We start from the raw sequence: 17,018 nt of genomic DNA, 5'->3' as shown, positions 1-17,018 counted from the left end.
ACGCGACCGCCAGTTCAGGGGGCGCGGAGACGGTCAGTGCCGATCGAAGGTCAGCGTCTCGTCGTCCGGGGCGGTGACGGCGCCGGTCCGGGCGAACTCGGCCCAGATCGCACGGAAGGCCCGGCCGCGCCGCTCGACCTCGGGCCAGTCGCGCTCGGGGACGAAGCGGGTGCCGGCCCAGGCCTCGCGGCCGCCGAGCAGCAGCGGCAGGTCGCTCATGTGGACGGCGCCGGTCGGCACGGTGGTCACGCCACGGAGGAGCCGGTAGGACGTCGCCCGCCCGCCGGCTCGACGGTGCCGCGCGGTGAAGCGTCGGACGTCGCGGCCGTAGATGACGTCGGAGAGCGGACGGACCACCCACCAGCGGAGCGCCGGGCGCAGGATCCGCGACCGGGCGACCCGCGACAGACCGCGGACCAACGGCACGTACATGCCGGTCTCGTCCGTCGCGGAACCGATCAGGACGTCGACGTCGGGAGCGACCCGACTCCAGGCCGCGTCGAGGTCGCGTTCTCGGGGCAACGGGGCGAACCCGTACTGGGTGCCGAACGGCATCCCGCCCGCGAGTCCGTACGGCGCGGCCGCACGGGTCCCGAGGGCCTGCCGTTCGAGCAGGTCGTCGAGTGGGGTGTCGGCGTGCACGGCACCGACGGCCCGCATCATCGCGCGGTTCATCCGGGACCGACCGCGGGACAACCCGAGCGGTGCGCTCTGGATGATCGCTCGGCGGAACAGCCCGGCCGCGCCGTCGCTGATCATCAGGTGGGCTGCTGCGTCGCCGCCGGCGGACTGCCCGAACACCGTGACGAGGTCGGGGTCGCCCCCGAACGCGGCGATGTTCGCCTGCACCCAGCGGAGCGACTCGAGCAGGTCGAGCAGCCCGAGGTTCGCCGGGATCGACGCCCCGTCGCCCAGGAACCCGAGGACCCCGAGCCGGAAGGTCACCGACACCACGATCACACGCTGCTCGGTCACGAGGTCGCGGGCGTCGTAGATCGGTAGGTCGCCGCCGCCGATGACGTACGAGCCGCCGTGGATCCAGACCATCACGGGCAGGCGCTCGTCGGGCGTCACGTCGGCGGGCAGCGTGATCGACAGGCGCTGGCAGTGCTCGTCGACCGTGATGTCCTCGACCTCGCCGAGCAGCTGGTCGACGAACTGCGCGTGCGGCTGCGGTGCCACGGGGGACGGCGTCGACGCGTGCAATTCGCTCGCGAAGGGCGGCATCGGCTCCGGCGGCGCGAACCGCTCGGCCCGCGCGTAGGGGATCCCGAGCACGCGCACCACGGTGCCGTCGACCGTCCCGACGATCCGGCCGGCCGGGGTGTCGAACGGGGCAGGCGTCGCGTCGAGCATGGGCTCCACGCTACCGAGGGTCGCTGACCCGCTCGTGGGTCGGCTCGGCGACCGGACGCAGCGATCCGGATGCAGCGAAGGCGGCCACGAAGAGCACGGCGATCAACCAGAGTGCGCTGAGCGCGCCGACCTGCTCGGCGATCGCGCCGATGACGGGCGGGCCGGCGAAGTTCGCGAAGTACCCGATCGACGCGACGACGCTGACCCGGGCAGCCGGGTTCGGGCCGCTCTGCGCCGCTGCCGACATGCCGAGGGGGAACCCCATCGAGACGCCGACCGCCCAGAGCACCACGCCGATGAGCGTGAGCCACCAGGTCGTGCCGACGATGAACAGGACGGCGCCGAGGATGCCGAGCGCGGTCGTCCAGCGGACCGTCCGGACGCGTCCGAGTCGATCGACGACGGGGCCGGCGAAGACGCGCGTCGCGGCCTCGGAGACCGCGAACACGGTGAAGAAGAGCGCGCCGACCGTCGCCGTCTGGCCGTGTCCGTCGGTGGCCGCGAGGGCGAGCCAGTTGTTCGCCGACCCCTCGCCGAGTTCGACGCCGAGCATCACGACGCCGATCAGCAGGAGTCGGACGTCCGCCCAGCCACGCGCCCACTGCCGCAGGCGCTGCCGCGGGGTGAGCGTCGTGTCGTGCTCCTCGGCGCGCGTGCCGTCCGGGATCGCGCGCATCGCGATCACGCCGACCACCAGGATGACGACGGCCTCACCGATCAACTGGGCCGAGGGGGTGATGCCCAGCCACGCGCAGAGGGCGGCGATCCCGGCGCCGAGGGCCGCGCCTCCCGACCAGGCGGCGTGCATCAACGGGAGCAGCGTGCGACCGGCGAGCACCTCGATCGCCGTGCCCTCGACGTTCGCCATGACGTCGAGCGCACCGATCCCGGCACCCGCGATGACGAACCCGACGCTCGCGAGCGGCACGGAGTGCAGCGCGGCGGCGACGCCGATGAGCGCCAGTGCGGCGGGGACCAGGACGGCGACCGCCGTCAGGGCACGTCGGCCGCCCAGGCGCCGGAGCAGCGGGGCGGCGCTGAGCAGGCCCCCGATCGAGCCGATCGTGACACCGCCGAGCATGAGGCCGATGGTGCCGATGTCGACACCGAGTTCGACGCGGAGCTCCGGGAGCCGTGGACCCCAACCGGCCAGGCTGATCCCGCCGATGGCGAACGCGACGATGATCGCGTTCCGCCACCCGGCGAGCTGGCTGCGGTCCACGTCGACCCCGGAGGTGTGCATCCGGCTATCGAACCCGCTTGATGGGGATCACCACAAGGGCACCGATGATGGCGATCGCGCCGGCGGCCCAGCACATGAGCGTGTAGTTGTCGGCGGCGTCGCCCGACCCGATCTTCAGGAAGAACAGTGCGACGGCCGGAGCGAGCGACTGCGGCAGCGCGTTGGCGATGTTGATGACCCCGAGGTCCTTGCCGGGGCGGTCGGCGTTCGGCAGCACGTCGACGACGAGCGCGGTGTCGATGGCCGAGTAGATGCCGTACGCGAAGCCCATGATGACCTCGGCCACGTAGAAGCCGTTCACGGTGTCGGCGTGCGCGAGCACGACCAGGCCGACGGCGAACATCGCCGTCGAACCGCCGACGAAGACCTTGCGACGACCGATCTTGTCGGACGCCCAGCCGGACAGTGCCGCGCTGACCAGGAGCGCGATCGTGTAGAGCAGCACACCGAAAGCGACCGCCGCGGTGGCCTCCTTCGCGTCCTCGATGCCGAGGTGCTTCTCCATGTAGAGCAGTCGGTAGGTCGTGAACATGAAGGTGGCGAAGATGATCAGGAAGCGCGACCACCAGGCGAATGCGAAGTCCGGGTTCTTGATCGGGTTCGTCCAGAACGAGGCGATGAGGTTCAGGAACGTGAACTTCTTCAGCTTGTACGTCGGCAGGTCGTCACGGGCGACCACGGCGTACACCGCGACGAGGATGATCGCCAGGATGCCGGGCGCGATGAACAGCACGGGCAGGTTCGCGACGAAGAACACCGACAGGTAGGTGCCGGCGAGCACGGCGATGTTCTGCGCGAGGGCGATGATGCTCGACGAGCGGCCGCGCTGCAGCTGGGGGACGTTGTCGGCGAAGCTCGCGAGCAGGGTGGCCAGCGTCGCGTTGGCGGCGAGCTGGGCGAGGAGCCAGGCCAGCGTCAGGTTCAGGACGTCGGGCGAGTAGGCGATCCAGGCGAGGGCGATCGCGAAGACGACGACACCGCTCAGCAGCCATGGCCGACGACGACCCCAGCGGGTGCGGGTGCGGTCGGACAGCGCGCCGGCGAGGGGGTTCATGATGAGCGCACCGAACGCGCCGATCGGCAGCACCGAGCCGATGACGTTCGCCGCGTCGTCACCGACCAGGGCCTGCGCCTTGAGCTGCATGCTGACGTAGACCGGTGCCATGAGTGCGACGAAGAGGCCGAACTGCCCGAGGAACAGGGCGATCTGGTAGCCGATGCCCACCTTCACGGTGCTGATCGGCTGTGTGATGCCCTCTTCGGGGTTCAACAGTGCCGGGCTGCCGGGTTCGGGTGTGCTCATGACGCCTCCTTGAGTCGATGCTGGTGACCAAAACCATCCTCTGCACGGTTTTGACTGGCTGAGCATACATCGACAGGTGTCGTTCATGTACCGACGTGCGACACGAGAGGACGCAAAAACTACACACCGGGTGGTTTTTGGGGTAGCGTCGTCATCGATCTCGCCGTGGAGCATCGCTCCTCGACGGACTGCGACACCCGGTGCTGTGCCACCTGGGTGCCGCGACACCCAGACAGGACCGAAGGAGCCTTGAGCAATGCCCACCACTTCTGTGCAGCTGTACTCGCTGCGAGACGCCATCGCCGAAGACCTCGACAAGGCCATCGCCCGCGTCGCCGAGATCGGCTACGAGAACGTCGAGCCCTACGCGTTCGTCGAGCGTGCCGCGGACCTCGAGCGGGCCTTCGCCGCGACCGGCCTCAAGGCACCGTCCGGCCACGTCGCCGTGATCGACGCCGAGGACACCGCCCCGATCTGGGACGCCGCCGAGCGCCTCGGGATCCAGACGGTCATCGACCCGTTCATCCCGACCGACCGCTGGCAGACCGCCGACGACGTCGCGAAGATCGCCGAGCGCGTCAACGTCCTGACCGCCGAGGCAGCCTCGCGCGGCCTGAAGTTCGGCTACCACAACCACCAGTGGGAGTTCACGAACAAGGTCGACGGCCGCACGGTCTACGACCACTTCGTGTCGCAGATCAGCCCGGAGACGGTGCTCGAGCTCGACACCTTCTGGGCGACCGTCGGCGGCGCCGACGCCCCCGCCGTGCTGCGGGCACTCGGCGACCGCGTCGTCGCCATCCACGTCAAGGACGGCAAGGTCGACGGCGACATCCTCACCGCGCTGCCCTCGTCGGAGAGCGCGCTCGTCGTGCCCGAGGCGCTGCAGCGTGCGTTCGAGAACCAGACCCCCGCGGGCCAGGGCGACGTGGACGTGGCGGGCATCCTCGCCGCGGCGCCGCAGGCCATCCGCGTCGTCGAGTTCGACGCCTACTCGGGCGACGTCTTCCAGGGCATCACCGAGTCCCTCGCATGGCTGAAGGACAACGACAAGTGAGCCGCATCGGAGTCGGCATCATCGGTGCGGGGAACATCTCGGACCAGTACCTGACGAACCTGACCCAGTTCGCCGACGTCGAGGTCCTGATGGTCGCCGACCTCATCCTCGAGCGCGCCGCGTCGCAGGCCGAGAAGTACGGTGTCCCCGCGTCCGGCACGGTCGAGGAGCTCCTCGCCCGCGACGACATCCAGATCGTGGTGAACATCACGATCCCCGCCGAGCACGCCAAGGTCGGCCAGCAGATCATCGCTGCCGGCAAGCACACCTGGAGCGAGAAGCCCGTCGCGACCAACGCGGAGGACGCGCAGGCGCTCCTCGCCGCGGCCGAGGCTGCCGGTGTCCGCTACGCCACCGCGCCCGACACCGTCCTCGGTGCCGGCATCCAGACCGCCATCCGCGCCATCGCCCGCGGCGACATCGGCACGCCACTCACCGCGACGACGATGTTCCACGTGCCCGGACCGGACCAGTGGCACCCGGACCCCGAGTTCCTGTACGCCCAGGGCGCCGGTCCGCTGTTCGACATCGGCCCGTACTACGTCACGACGCTCCTGCACGCCTTCGGCGCCGCCTCGCGCGTGCAGGCAGTGTCGTCGAAGTCCCGCGAGACGCGCGTGATCGGTTCCGGACCCCGCGCCGGCACCGAGTTCGCCGTCGAGGTGCCCACGCACCACGCAGCGCTCATCTCGTTCGAGGGTGGCCAGTCGGCCCAGACGACCCTGTCGTTCCAGCACGCACTGCCCCGCAACGGCTTCGTCGAGATCAACGGCTCCGAGGGCACCATCGTGCTGCCGGACCCGAACGTCTTCGACGGTGACAGCACGCTGTGGACGCTCGGCAAGGACGAGCCGACCACGCTGACGCACAAGGGCTCCACCTGGGGTCGCGGCACGGGTGTCGTCGAGCTGGCCCGCGCGATCGCCGAGGGCCGCCCGGAGCGCGCCTCCGGTGCCGTCGCCTCGCACGCGCTGGACGTCATGCTCGGCATCCGCGACGCAGCCGAGTCGGGTCAGTCCGTCGAGATCACCTCGTCGATCGACCCGATCCAGCCGCTCCCCGAGGACTTCGACCCCGCCGCCGCGGTCCTCGCCGAGGCCGCGAACGCGTAGTCACGTCGTGCGTCGCGCACCGCGCCGCACCTGGTGAGCAGGAATGGTCGGGTCCCGAACGGGGACCCGACCATTTCTGCTCACGAAGCGCACGCGCACGCGCACGCAAGCGCAAGCGCGCCGCGAAACGCACGCGCCGCGCTCACTCCGGCGGCGCGGGCACGATCTGCTCGAGCAACCGCAGCACCTTCTCGCCGTCGACCGCCTCGGGGTCGAGCAACCACTGCACCTGCAGCCCGTCGGACGCCGCGATGCTCAAGCTCGCGAGGTCGACCGGGTCCAGGTCCCCGCGGATCCGTCCCGCCGCCTGGTCCGCCTCGATCAGCGCGGCGAGGTCGGCCCGGAGCCGCGTGAACCGTTCCCGCATGAAGTCACGGGTCGCCGGGTGGCCCTCCTGCACGGCGTCGGCCGCGAGCGTCGTGTAGAGCTGCACCAGGCCCGGCACCGCACGGTTGCGCGAGGCACTGTCGCGCATGTCCCCGATCGCCGACTCCAACCGGTCGGGCGCCCCCTGCTCGCGCACCTCGTGCTCGCGGTAGACGGCGAGCAGCAGTTCATCGCGGCTGGGGAAGTAGTGGCGGAGCGCCGCGTGGGTGATCCCGAGGGCTTCGGCCACGGACCGCAACGACGATGCGTCGACGCCCTGTTCCGCGACCATGCGGATCATCTCGTCGAGGATCTGGGTCCGGCGCTCGGCTCCCTTGCGGTACCCGCCGCGTCGCGGCGGGGCCGCGTCGTCGTCGGCAGGGTGCGTCATGCACCCAACTTACCGCTGGAAGGTTTTAGCGCCACCCCTGGACTGGAGGCCCGTGGCGGGGCCGCACCGCGCCTCCCGCCCTCAGGCGGTCGCGACGACTGCCCCGGGTCACGTCCGTCTGGTCGCGTCAGCCCCGGCCGTCGACCGCGATCGTGTCAGTTCTCCTCGTCCACCGGCACGGGCAGCCCCTCGGTGAGGGCATCGCTGATCTTCGTCAGCGACTCCGCGAGGACGGCGTTGTCGGCGTCGGACAGGTGGTCGAGGACCCCGACGACGGCTTCGTGGAAGCGGGCGTACGAGGCATCGATCTTCTCGGCGGCGAGGTCGGTGGGTTCGAGGACCTGTGCCCGTCGGTCGGTGGGGTGCGCGGTGCGGACGAGGAGTTCCTTGTCGACGAGCGCGTCCACGAGCTTCGTGATCGAGGCGTTCGACACGGTGAGCATGACGGCGAGGTCCTTCGGGCCCATGGTGCGACCGTCGCGGTGCGCCTGGAGCATGTACCGGATCGCCAGCGACTCGTTCTTGCTCAACCCGCTCTCGATGCGTGCGGACTCGATCTGCTGCTCTTCGGCGTGCTGGAGGCGCAGCAGGGCGTCGACGGCGGTCTTCGCAGCCTCGGATCGGGGTTCGCGGGTGTAGAGGTGGGCGTGCTCTCGACGGACGACGGTCAACGGCATGCGATCATGCGCTCCTTGCTGCTCGCTACGCGGCGGGGACGGTGAAGAAGTCGGCGTACGCCGGCTCGGCGCGCCCGGCGAGGAGCGACGGGTCCTCGATGCGGCGCTCGACGTAAGCGTCGATCACTGCCGGGTCGGTCAGACCGATGCGGGTGTGGCTGCCACCGATCCGTGCCGCCCGAGGCATCCCGGAGTACGTGCTGTGCATGTCTGATCCCGCCCTTCTGCGGCCGTTCGTCCCCTGCGGACGGTCGAACTCTTTCACGACGTGAACGTTTTCCGCAACGAACGGTTCGCAGAATGTACGTTTCGCGCGCCGAACCGGTTCAGACCATCGCTGCGGCCATGACCGCCACCGCGATCCCCATGGCGAGCGTCTCGACGACGGGGAGCGCCCGGGCCCGACGCCGGATGCCGTCCCGCACCATGTGGGCGGTGAGCAGCAGGTAGCCGGTGGTCAGGCCACCGAGGACGACCTGCCACGTGACGGCGACCGCGCCGCCGTGTCCGTGCACGCCGACACCCGCCATGCCGGTCATGCCGGGGTCGTGCGCCATGCCGACGCCCAGCGCGCCCATCACCAGCAGGCCGAGCGCCACGTGCAGTCGCCCGAACCGACCGTGCGCCGACGTGACCCGCACCGCCGGAGACGACCCGTGCCTCCCGTCCGGACCGGACGCACCGGTCGCACCGGACGCACCGGACGCACCGGACGCGCTCTGCACCCGATGCACCGCGGCGACCACCACGGCCAGCAGTGCGAGCACCACGAACCAGAGCACCCCGGGCAGCACGCGCGGCCCGAAGGCCCCGTCCACCATCGCGGCCACCATCACGACCGCTGCCACCACGTCGACCGCACGGCCGGGGCGCCACGCCCCGACCGTGCAGCAGGCCCCGGCGGACGCCGGCACGATCGCGGCGAGCCCGAGCAGGTCGGTCACGTCAGTGCCCGTGGTCGTGGTCGTGTGCGACGGCGTCGTGCGCCGCCTCGACGCCTCCGGACGCTCGGTGCGAGCAGTGCGTCGCCGCGTTCGCCCCGATGGCCGCCGGCACGTTGAGCGCCGGGTTCCGCGGGAAGAACCCGTACGGCTTGAGCGTGAACTTGGCGTAGTCGACCGGCATGACGGGCCAGTCCTCGGGCCGCGGGAAGTGCGTCGGGCCGAAGGTGTGCCAGAGCACGATGTCCTCGCCGTCGAGCGGTCGGTCCCCCTCGACGTACCGGGCGACCCCGTCACCGCCGGGGTTCTGGTGCACGAAGTCGCCGGCGGCGAAGCGCTCCGCCGGGTCGTACTGCGTGACGTACAGGTGCTTTCGGGCGAACTCGGCACGGGCGGCGACCGACGACGAGTCGTCGGCGAGCAGCACGGGGGCGTCCTGAGGGTACAGCACGTAGCCGGTGGGGCGGTCGAGGTGGTTGCGCTCCTCGGTGTTCGAGACGAACCACGTGCGGGCCTTCGAGGCGTCGGCGAGACGACCCGACGACGACTCCGACGCGATCCGGGTCACCGACTTCGTGAACGCGTTGCCGTGCTCGTTGCCCGGCCCGACCGGCACCCGCACGGCGTCGACCTCGTCCACCGCGTTCGACAGCCCGTCGACCATCATGTCCAGCCGCGCCGAGAACAGGTGCTGGTGGTACGGGGCACCGAGGCCGGGGGCCACCTCGGAGGCGTACGGGTAGTCGTCGCCGGACGCCGAGCGCCCCGGGTACGAGCTGGTGAAGAGCACGCCGGTGAGCTTCGCCTCGCACTCGATCGTGCCGTCCAGGTACAGGTACCAGTAGAAGCCGTAGTCGTAGTTGCCGACGGTGGTGAAGAACGAGATCACCAGGCGGCGGGACCGACGGACCTCCTGCGAACCGGTGTAGATGTCGCCGTGCTTCCAGAGCGTGCCGAAGTCCTCCTCGTGCATGCAGATGCCGTTGCGGATGGTCTGCGGGTTGCCGAGCTCGTCGGCCAGCACGGCGTCGAAGTACTGGATCTCGCCGACGCAGTCGCAGCCGAGCTCGAGCGAGTTCGTGAACCGACCGAACAGGTACTCGCCGGTGTCGAAGTAGTTCTGCCAGAACCGCACCGGGGACGGGTCGCCGTACGGCACGAGCATCTCGTCGATCGACGCCCGGTACACGATCGGACGCAGCCGCTCGCCGTCCTGCCACGAGAGCTGGCGGAGCACGAGTCCCTCGCGGGCGTCGAAGCCGACCTGGAACCGCCAGTTCGCCCACTCGACGAACTCACCGTCGACGTGGAACGACGGCCCCTCCGGCTGGGTGATGACGATCGGTTTGAGGTCGAGCGGTTCGCCCTGCATCGCCGGGTCGTCGAAGTTCCCCGAGGTGGTCGGCACGGGCATGTCCGCCACGTCCACGATCCGCGTGACGGCACGGTTCGCGGCGTCGACGTACGCCGACAATCCGTCGACGGGGTGCGCCCACACGTGGTCGGCCGGGTGGTCCTGCTTGAAGGCGAGCACACGCAGGATGCGCCGGCCCTGCTCCTCCGGGTAGTCGTAGTACCCGGCGGACAGCGGCACGCACTTGACCTCGTCGGCGGACAGGCCGCGCTTCGCCAGGGCGGCGACCCAGCGCTCGTCCGCGTTCGCGATCTCGCCGACGGCGTCGAACTCCTCGATCAGCACGGGCAGCTGGCCGCGGGACCCGTCGAGCACGTCGGTCCGCAGCACTGCGCCGGTGGTGATCGACACGACGCGGTCGGTGGAGCGACCGGTCGCCATGTCGAGCAGCATCACCCGGGCCGTGCGGTCCGGCAGGGGGCCGTCGCCGGCCTGCCACGCCAGGACCTCCTGCTTGTGCGGCTCCTCGAGGCCGACGTAGGCGAACCGGGTGGTGTCGGTCCAGTCCGGCTGCGCCGTGACGAGGTCGCGGACGGCGGTGAACTCGTCGGGCGTCAGGCTGCCGAGCGGGTGCGTGGTGGTGGTCACGGTGGTCGGGTCGGTGATCGTCATGTGCGTGGTGCTCCTTGCGCGTTGCGTCGTGCGTGGGGTCGGGTCGGTTCGGCCGGGAGGCGCGTGGTGCGCCCGGCGGGTCAGCTCTCGGTGGCGAGACGGTCGAGCATCTGCTCGTAGCGGCTCCGACTGCGGCGTCGCAGCACCACCGCCTGCACCACGCCGATGACGGGGACGACCACGACCAGGCCGGTGAGCACGATGCTCACGACGCCGAAGACGCTGGCGCCCGAGGCGTCGACGTCGCCGACGAGCGTCGGGAAGTTCACCCAGATCAGGACGGCGGCGGCGACGAGCCCGAGGAACCCGAGGACGGGCGCGACGACGGTGTTCCAGACCCGCCGGTCACCGGGGTTGCGGCGGAAGTACACGATGACGGCGAGGCTCGTCGCGGCCATCAGGATCGCGACGCCCAGGGTGGCGACGCCGGCGAACCAGCTGAACACCTGCAGCACCGGGTCGAGGCCGAGCACCGCGAACAGCACCATCAGCACGGCGGCGGTGACGGTCTGCACGAGGCTCGAGGTGTGCGGGGACGCGTGCTTCCGGTGCACGTCGCCGAGCCGGCCGGGCAGCAGCGACGCGTTCGCCATCGAGTGCTGGTACCGGGTGATGACGTTGTGGAACGACAGGACGCAGGCGAACATGCTCGTCAGCAGCAGCACGTTGAGCACGGCTTCCCCCGCGCTGCCGATGTACTGCGCGGCGGTGGTGAGGATGAGCGATCCGGGGTCCTTCGCGACCTCGGCGAGGATGCCGCCGGGGCCCCAGGCCATCACGAGCCCCCACGACGCGAGCGTGTAGAAGACGCCGATGCCGATCACGGCCGTGTACGTCGCACGGGGGATGGTCCGCTCCGGGTCCTTCGCCTCGTCGCGGAAGATCGCGGTGGCCTCGAACCCGATGAACGCGGCGATGGCGAACATCAGCCCGACGCCGGGCGACCCGGACATGATCTGCGTCGGCTCGAACGGTGCGAGGGACAGGCCGTCGGCCCCGCCGCGGAACACGATCGCCGCGACCAGGACGAGCACGATGCCGACCTCGCCGACGAGCATCACGCCGAGCACCTTGCTCGACAGGTCGATGTGCCGGTAGCCGAGCATCCCGACCAGCGCCACGACGACGAGCGACCAGACGTACCAGGGGATGTCCGGTCCGCCGAGGCCCGTGACGGTGACGCCGAGCAGGTACCCGATGTAGCCGTGCACGCTGACCTGGATGGTCGTGTACGTCAGGAGGGCCAGCGTGGCGGCTCCCGCGCCGGCCGGACGACCGAGCCCGTGTCCGACGAACGTGAAGAACGCACCGGGCCGCGGCACGTGCCGGGTCATCGCCGCCAGCCCCACCGAGAAGAGCAGCAGCACGACGGCCGACGCGGCGTACAGCGACGGGAACCCGACGCCGTTGCCGAGCAGCATGCCGAGCGGGGCGGCTCCACCGACGACGGTGAGCGGGGCGGCAGCAGCGACGACCATGAACACGATCGCGGTGACGCCGAGCGAGCCGCGCATGGTCCGCTGCGGCGCGGGTGCGGCTCCGAGTGACGCGGGGTCCTTCGTGATGCTGGACATCGTGGCCTTCCGGTTCGGGTGGGACGGGGTGGGTGGGGATCGCAGGTGGTGGTGCTGGGTGTGACCACGGTCCCGTGCCGCCGTTGCGGTGCCGTTCCACCGGCGTGAAGCCCTGTCGCCGCCGAATGGGACGTGCTCGTCGGAGGCGTCTCGTTTGCGTGAGACGCCGCCGAAACACCACCGAGACACGGCCGCAACGGCGCAGCCCTACGGTTGCCGCATGACCGCGCTCGACCGAGCCATCGCCGACCCGCCCCGGGTGCCCGGCGTCGGCACGCGCTCCCCCGTCGACGGATTGTCGCGGCGGAGCATCGGCCCGGTCGACGTGCTCGCCCAGTCGGTGTCCGCCGTGGCACCGTCCGCCGCCGCGACCACGATCCCGGTCCTCGTCGCGACGGTCGCCGGACAGGGTGCCACGTGGTCGCTGCTGGCGGCGATGGCGCTGTCGTTCCTGGTCGGGCGGACGGTGAACCAGTTCGTCCGACGCGTCGCCGGCACCGGGTCGCTCTACACCTACGTCTCGCTCGGGCTCGGCCCGGTCGCCGGGGTCGTCGCGGGCGCAGCACTCCTGCTCGGGTACGGCTTCATCGCGATGTTCTCGCTCACCGGCAGCGGCTACTACCTCGACTACCTGCTGTCCCGCTTCGTGCCGGCCGCCGGCGACGACGCCCTGGTCACGATCGTCGTCGTGCTGGTGATGGGCGCGGCCGTCTTCGCGGTGATCGCGCTCGGGGTCCGGCTGTCGACCCGGCTGACGTTGCTCGTCGAGTCGCTGTCGGTGGCGGTCATCGTGGTCCTGATCGTCGCGCTGGTCGCGCGCCTGCACCCGGCCGACGTCTCCGCCGTCGCGCTCGGACAGACGCAGCCGGCGTCGTTCGCGGTCGGCACCGCCCTCGCCGTCACCGCGTTCGTCGGGTTCGAGAGCGCGTCGGTGCTCGGTGTGGAGGCCCGGCGCCCGTTCCAGGCGATCCCCCGCGCGATCTCGTGGACCGTCCTGGTCGCCGGCGTCCTCTACGTGGTCAGCGCTGCGGCCCAGCAGATGGGGTTCGCCGCCGTGGGCGCCGACCTGGCGTCGAGCGCCTCGCCCGTCAACGAGCTGGCGAACGCCTTCGGCATGCAGTGGATCGGGTGGGCGCTCGACCTCGGGATCGCGGCGTCGTTCGCGGCGTGCGCGATCGCCTCGACCACGGCGCTCGTGCGGGTCCTGTTCGCGATGGGCCGCGAGGGGGTCCTGCCTCGGGTGCTCGGTCGGGCGTCGTCGCGCTTCCGGACCCCGTTCGTGGCCGGCGCGGTCGCGTGCGGCGTGCTCACGGTGCTGCCGGTCCTCGGCCTGGCGAGCGGGATCCCGACGTGGACGCTGATGGAGGCCGAGCTCGTCGTCGCCGCCCTCGGGTACATCGCGGCGTACGCCCTGACGTGCTTCGCGGCCCCGGTGTTCTTGCGGCGCATCGGCGAGCTGACGGCGGGGGTCGCGGTCGTCGCCGTCACGACCGGTGTCCTGCTGACCGCCGTCCTGCTCACCTACCTCGGGGTCGAGGCCGCGTCGTCCCGCTGGCCGGCCGTCGCCCTCGCCGTGGGGACGGTCGCCGCGGTGGTGGTCGCGTTCCTGGTGGCCACACGTCGGCGACCCTGGCGGCGGGGTCGGAGCCGCGCCGTGTACGACGTACCGGTCGAGGCGGACCTGCTGGGGGCCTCCCGTCCGTCCGCCGGAACCGGCCACCAGGCGGAGGTGCGGTGAGCGAACCCGGACTCCGCGCGCGGCAGCCGAAGGCGATCCAGAACGCCCTCGCGGTGCTGGAGGCCGCCGCGCACGCGGGACCGGGCGTCACCGCCCAGCAGATCTCGGAGGCCCTCGGGATGCCGCGGGCCACCACCTACCGGCTCATCACCCTGCTCGTCGAGGACGAGTACCTCGTCCGGTTGCCGGACCTGCGCGGCTTCGCCCTCGGCCACAAGGTCGCCGACCTGGCCGGGGTGTCGCCCGCTCCGGCACTCGCACCGCTGCCCCGGGCCGTGCGCTCGGTGCTCGCCGACGTCCGCTCCGCCGTCCGAGCGGGCGTGCACCTGGCGCGCTACGACGCCGCCGGTGTGCGCGACATCGACGTCGACCCGGACTTCCCGCTGCTCGACGAAGCCGCGCTGCGGGCGACACCCGGGTCGAGTGCGATGGGGCGGCTGCACGCCGAAGGGGGCCTCGGACCGGTGCACCAGGTCGGCGCGTTCACGGCGGGGTTCGGGTGCCTGGCGCTCCCGGTCCGCGGCGAGCGCGGCGAGCTCGTGGCGGGGCTGACCCTGTCGGCGCCGGCGGCCCGGGTGTCGTCGCCGGGCGACGCGTTGGTGCACCTGCGCCGGGCGGTGACGCGGCTCGAACCGCTGCTCGGCTGAGTCGCGACGGCACGTCGGATCCGGTTGCGGTCCGGTGCGGGGTTCAGCGCCCGGACGTCAGCGCCCGGACCCGCGTCGACGCAGCGCGACGACACCGGCCCAGACGGTGCAGCCGGCGAACCCGAGGGCGAGCACGAGCACGACCGGGATCGCGAACCCGTCTCCGATCGACTGCTGCCCGCGGAGCCACACGACGACGAGGAGCAGTACCAAACACCCTGCGGCGATGATCGTCGCGACATTGCCAGCTGATCGTGAGCGCATGTCCACCTCGTTCCCTTCGATACCCACCGACACTACGAGAAGAGCACGTACTCGTCGACCGGCGAGCCGCGACGGCGAGCAGACTGCAGCGCCCCGGCATAGCGTGGGCGCGTGGACCTCGAACTCAAGAACCGTGTCGCACTCGTCGTCGGAGGCAAGGGGTACATCGGTACCGCCGTCGCCGACCGCCTCCGCGCCGAGGGAGCGACCGTCGTCGTCGCGTCCCGCAGCGCGGAGGACTCCGACGGCAGCGTGTCGATCGACACCGCCTCGCAGGACTCGGTGGACGCGGGCATCGCCACCGTCCTCGAGCGGCACGGGCGCATCGACGTGCTCGTCGTGACCGCAGCACCGAGTGCGAGCACCCTCGACCCGGCCCGGAAGTCCGACCCCGCGCAGGTCCTCGACGCGATCGACGGCAAGGCCCTCGGGTTCCTCCGGGTCGCGAACGCCGTGCTCCCCGCGCAGCGCGAGGCCGGGTTCGGCCGCGTGGTCGTCGTGAGCGGGCAGAACGCCTACTTCTCCGGCAACATCACGGCGTCGCTCCGGAACACGGCGGTGAGCGTCATCGCGAAGAACCTGGCCGACGACGTGGCGGGGACCGGGGTCACGGTGAACGTCGTCAACCCCGGCACGGTGACGGACACCCCGTCCACCGAGGCCCGCTCGGGAGGCCCCGGCGACTCGACCCCGCAGCAGATCGCCGACCTCATCGCCTTCCTGTCATCGCCGCTGAACGCGGTGTCCGGCGAGTCCGTCTCGATCGCGCACCGCCAGCGGGGGTCCGTCGTCGTCTGATCCCGGATCGGGGTCGCTGTGCAGTGCAGGCGCATCGTCGGCCTCGGCCGGAGCGAACTAGAGTTGCCCCCGCCGAGGACGGCCTGGCCGCAGTGTGCGGCGTGCAGAGGGGAAGAACGGATGGGGATCGGTCGACGAGCCCGCAGTGGGCTGCTCACGAGTGCCGTCCTGTCGTGGACCGCGTTCCTCACCACGCCGAGGCGTCCACGCTGACGTGATCGTGCTCGTTGCCCGCGACGTCGGCTGCGAATGCCGCGATCTCTTCTGCAACCGTGCCCGGCACCTGCCAAGCGGTGAAGTGCGCACCGTGATCGAGGTCGCGCCAGCTGCGGATGTCTCGGTACGTCCGCGCACCGTACGACCGCGGCAGGCCGCGCTCTCCGGTCTGGACCGCCACGGCGACCGGGACGTCGATGGCCGGTAGCTCCGGCTGTTGCGGGAAGTCGAGGTACGGACGGAACGACGCTCCGACGCTCCTCGTGAACCAGTACAACGAGACCGTGCGGAGGAGTTCGTCGTCGGTCCACCACGTCCCTGCACCGGACCAGGCCAGCAGCTTCTCGATGATCCAGGCCGCGAGACCGAGCGGCGAGTCGTTCAACGCGGCGGCGAGGATCTCGGGGCGCGTGGCCTGGACGCGGGCGTACCCCAGGCCGCGCGCCCACGCTGCATCGTGCCGCCGGAGCCAGGAAGCCTCTGCATCGGTCAGGTCTCGCGCCCGGGACGGCGGCGGGAACGCGGCGTGCGTCGCGAACAAACCGATGGTCGATTCCGGGAACAGCGCAGCCAACCAGTCGCTCGTGGTCGAACCGACGTCTTCACCGTAGGTGACGTACCGAGGGTGGCCGAGCACGTCCGTCATGAGCCCGTGGAACAGTCGAGCGACGACCGGCCCGGTGAACGGCCGATCGGCGAGCGGCGTCGACGGCCCGAATCCGGGCAGCGACGGCACTACGACGTCGAAGCCCATGGTGCGCCCGTTCCCGAGGTCGACGGTACGGCTGGCGAGGTCACGGGCGAGGGGCAGCATCTCCACGAAGGAGTACGGCCAGCCGTGGACGGCGATGACGGGTGTCCGCACCGTCGCCGTACCGCTGGCGGGCAGGGACGCGAAGTGCAGCCGTTGCCCGTCGACGTCGACCTCGTACTGGTCGACCGCCGCGAGTTCGGCTTCGATCCGCCGCCAATCGAACCCGTTCCTCCAGTGCTCGAGGAGTGCCCCGAGCCGACCCAGCGACAGTGCACTCTCGGACGCGGCCCCGCCGACCGGGTCGGGCATGCGGGCATCCCGGAGGCGCCGGTGGAGATCGTCGAGGTCGTCAGCGGACACCTGCAGGCGGAACGGGCGCATGCGCCGAACGCTACGGCCATGCACCGACACCGATCGCGTGGAGGTCCCGGCGGAGCTTCACCCGCAGGGACGAAGCGCTTCGCCCCTGCGCCCGATGCCCCGGCGACTCCGGACCGCGAGTCTGGTGACATGGAGTCCTCGACGAAACACACCATCGCCACGCTGCTGCTCTGT

16 protein-coding genes are annotated in these 17,018 nt (G+C 71.2%); 5 read left to right on the top strand and 11 right to left on the bottom strand.

What is annotated here, in order from left to right; translation table 11 throughout:
• Positions 1-33 precede the first annotated feature (33 nt).
• The 3 genes from ABH929_RS02605 to ABH929_RS02595 are packed head-to-tail and all read right to left on the bottom strand — an operon-like array spanning position 34 to position 3,902.
• Complete coding sequence (locus tag ABH929_RS02605; protein WP_404560014.1) at positions 34-1,356, bottom strand: carboxylesterase family protein; 1,323 nt, start codon at positions 1,354-1,356, stop codon at positions 34-36.
• Positions 1,357-1,366: 10 nt separating this feature from the next.
• Positions 1,367-2,599: an MFS transporter gene (locus ABH929_RS02600; RefSeq protein WP_404560013.1), complete on the bottom strand. Its 1,233-nt coding sequence runs from the start codon at positions 2,597-2,599 to the stop codon at positions 1,367-1,369.
• Positions 2,600-2,603: 4 nt separating this feature from the next.
• Positions 2,604-3,902: an MFS transporter gene (locus tag ABH929_RS02595; RefSeq protein ID WP_111083746.1), complete on the bottom strand. Its 1,299-nt coding sequence runs from the start codon at positions 3,900-3,902 to the stop codon at positions 2,604-2,606.
• A 256-nt stretch (positions 3,903-4,158) separates the two neighbouring features.
• Here ABH929_RS02595 and ABH929_RS02590 point away from each other — a divergent pair, with 256 nt between their 5' ends.
• Together ABH929_RS02590 and ABH929_RS02585 are read left to right on the top strand one after the other, a co-directional pair.
• Positions 4,159-4,959, top strand: coding sequence for a sugar phosphate isomerase/epimerase family protein (locus ABH929_RS02590; protein WP_404560012.1), 801 nt, complete (start codon positions 4,159-4,161; stop codon positions 4,957-4,959).
• The gene (locus ABH929_RS02585) at positions 4,935-6,071 is read left to right on the top strand and encodes a Gfo/Idh/MocA family protein (RefSeq protein ID WP_263089309.1); all 1,137 of its coding nucleotides are present in this window, start codon (positions 4,935-4,937) and stop codon (positions 6,069-6,071) included. Before ABH929_RS02590 ends, ABH929_RS02585 begins: the two co-directional genes overlap by 25 nt.
• Before the next feature lie 142 nt (positions 6,072-6,213).
• Here ABH929_RS02585 and ABH929_RS02580 read toward each other — a convergent pair whose 3' ends face one another.
• The 6 genes from ABH929_RS02580 to ABH929_RS02555 all read right to left on the bottom strand — a co-directional run bounded on the left by ABH929_RS02580 (position 6,214) and on the right by ABH929_RS02555 (position 12,046).
• Positions 6,214-6,828: a TetR/AcrR family transcriptional regulator gene (locus ABH929_RS02580; RefSeq protein ID WP_205463521.1), complete on the bottom strand. Its 615-nt coding sequence runs from the start codon at positions 6,826-6,828 to the stop codon at positions 6,214-6,216.
• Between the two features lie 155 nt (positions 6,829-6,983).
• A complete protein-coding gene (locus ABH929_RS02575; protein ID WP_205463520.1) occupies positions 6,984-7,505 on the bottom strand; it encodes a MarR family winged helix-turn-helix transcriptional regulator in 522 nt (173 codons plus the stop codon).
• Between the two features lie 25 nt (positions 7,506-7,530).
• Positions 7,531-7,713 (bottom strand): hypothetical protein, encoded by a 183-nt coding sequence (locus ABH929_RS02570; RefSeq protein ID WP_123292879.1) that lies wholly within the window; start codon positions 7,711-7,713, stop codon positions 7,531-7,533.
• A gap of 118 nt (positions 7,714-7,831) precedes the next feature.
• Positions 7,832-8,449, bottom strand: a complete 618-nt coding sequence (locus ABH929_RS02565; protein ID WP_404560011.1) for a hypothetical protein — start codon at positions 8,447-8,449, stop codon at positions 7,832-7,834.
• Position 8,450: 1 nt separating this feature from the next.
• Positions 8,451-10,472, bottom strand: coding sequence for a primary-amine oxidase (locus tag ABH929_RS02560; protein WP_404560010.1), 2,022 nt, complete (start codon positions 10,470-10,472; stop codon positions 8,451-8,453).
• Positions 10,473-10,552: 80 nt separating this feature from the next.
• On the bottom strand, positions 10,553-12,046 hold the full coding sequence (locus tag ABH929_RS02555; protein ID WP_263089310.1) for an APC family permease: 1,494 nt from the start codon (positions 12,044-12,046) through the stop codon (positions 10,553-10,555).
• Positions 12,047-12,266: 220 nt separating this feature from the next.
• On the opposite strand from ABH929_RS02555, the gene ABH929_RS02550 reads away from it, so the two are divergent.
• Complete coding sequence (locus ABH929_RS02550; RefSeq protein WP_404560009.1) at positions 12,267-13,784, top strand: APC family permease; 1,518 nt, start codon at positions 12,267-12,269, stop codon at positions 13,782-13,784.
• The gene (locus tag ABH929_RS02545) at positions 13,781-14,431 is read left to right on the top strand and encodes a helix-turn-helix domain-containing protein (protein WP_235035995.1); all 651 of its coding nucleotides are present in this window, start codon (positions 13,781-13,783) and stop codon (positions 14,429-14,431) included. Before ABH929_RS02550 ends, ABH929_RS02545 begins: the two co-directional genes overlap by 4 nt.
• Before the next feature lie 57 nt (positions 14,432-14,488).
• Here the strand turns inward: ABH929_RS02545 and ABH929_RS02540 are convergent, their stop codons facing one another.
• Positions 14,489-14,695 carry a hypothetical protein gene (locus ABH929_RS02540; protein WP_404560008.1) on the bottom strand — a complete coding sequence of 69 codons (207 nt, stop codon included), beginning with the start codon at positions 14,693-14,695 and terminating at the stop codon, positions 14,489-14,491.
• 111 nt (positions 14,696-14,806) lie between these two features.
• Between ABH929_RS02540 and ABH929_RS02535 the strand changes: the two genes are divergently transcribed.
• Positions 14,807-15,493 (top strand): SDR family NAD(P)-dependent oxidoreductase, encoded by a 687-nt coding sequence (locus ABH929_RS02535; RefSeq protein WP_404560007.1) that lies wholly within the window; start codon positions 14,807-14,809, stop codon positions 15,491-15,493.
• 187 nt (positions 15,494-15,680) lie between these two features.
• On the opposite strand, the gene ABH929_RS02530 is transcribed toward ABH929_RS02535, so the two are convergent.
• On the bottom strand, positions 15,681-16,844 hold the full coding sequence (locus ABH929_RS02530) for an epoxide hydrolase family protein (RefSeq protein ID WP_404560006.1): 1,164 nt from the start codon (positions 16,842-16,844) through the stop codon (positions 15,681-15,683).
• Positions 16,845-17,018: the final 174 nt, after the last annotated feature.

The organism is Curtobacterium sp. AB7 (genome assembly GCF_044909335.1).
In the GTDB taxonomy this organism is placed as follows: Bacteria; Actinomycetota; Actinomycetes; order Actinomycetales; family Microbacteriaceae; genus Curtobacterium.
The sequence above is the reverse complement of the archived record's forward strand: the minus strand, read 5'-3'. Positions and strand labels throughout refer to the sequence as shown.

Coding starts and splice junctions, on each gene's coding strand:
- ABH929_RS02605 (WP_404560014.1), bottom strand. CDS start 1,356: ATGCTCGACGCGACGCCTGCCCCGTTCGACACCCCGGCCGGCCGGATC.
- ABH929_RS02600 (WP_404560013.1), bottom strand. CDS start 2,599: ATGCACACCTCCGGGGTCGACGTGGACCGCAGCCAGCTCGCCGGGTGG.
- ABH929_RS02595 (WP_111083746.1), bottom strand. CDS start 3,902: ATGAGCACACCCGAACCCGGCAGCCCGGCACTGTTGAACCCCGAAGAG.
- ABH929_RS02590 (WP_404560012.1), top strand. CDS start 4,159: ATGCCCACCACTTCTGTGCAGCTGTACTCGCTGCGAGACGCCATCGCC.
- ABH929_RS02585 (WP_263089309.1), top strand. CDS start 4,935: ATGGCTGAAGGACAACGACAAGTGAGCCGCATCGGAGTCGGCATCATC.
- ABH929_RS02580 (WP_205463521.1), bottom strand. CDS start 6,828: ATGACGCACCCTGCCGACGACGACGCGGCCCCGCCGCGACGCGGCGGG.
- ABH929_RS02575 (WP_205463520.1), bottom strand. CDS start 7,505: ATGCCGTTGACCGTCGTCCGTCGAGAGCACGCCCACCTCTACACCCGC.
- ABH929_RS02570 (WP_123292879.1), bottom strand. CDS start 7,713: ATGCACAGCACGTACTCCGGGATGCCTCGGGCGGCACGGATCGGTGGC.
- ABH929_RS02560 (WP_404560010.1), bottom strand. CDS start 10,472: ATGACGATCACCGACCCGACCACCGTGACCACCACCACGCACCCGCTC.
- ABH929_RS02555 (WP_263089310.1), bottom strand. CDS start 12,046: ATGTCCAGCATCACGAAGGACCCCGCGTCACTCGGAGCCGCACCCGCG.
- ABH929_RS02550 (WP_404560009.1), top strand. CDS start 12,267: ATGACCGCGCTCGACCGAGCCATCGCCGACCCGCCCCGGGTGCCCGGC.
- ABH929_RS02540 (WP_404560008.1), bottom strand. CDS start 14,695: ATGCGCTCACGATCAGCTGGCAATGTCGCGACGATCATCGCCGCAGGG.
- ABH929_RS02530 (WP_404560006.1), bottom strand. CDS start 16,844: ATGCGCCCGTTCCGCCTGCAGGTGTCCGCTGACGACCTCGACGATCTC.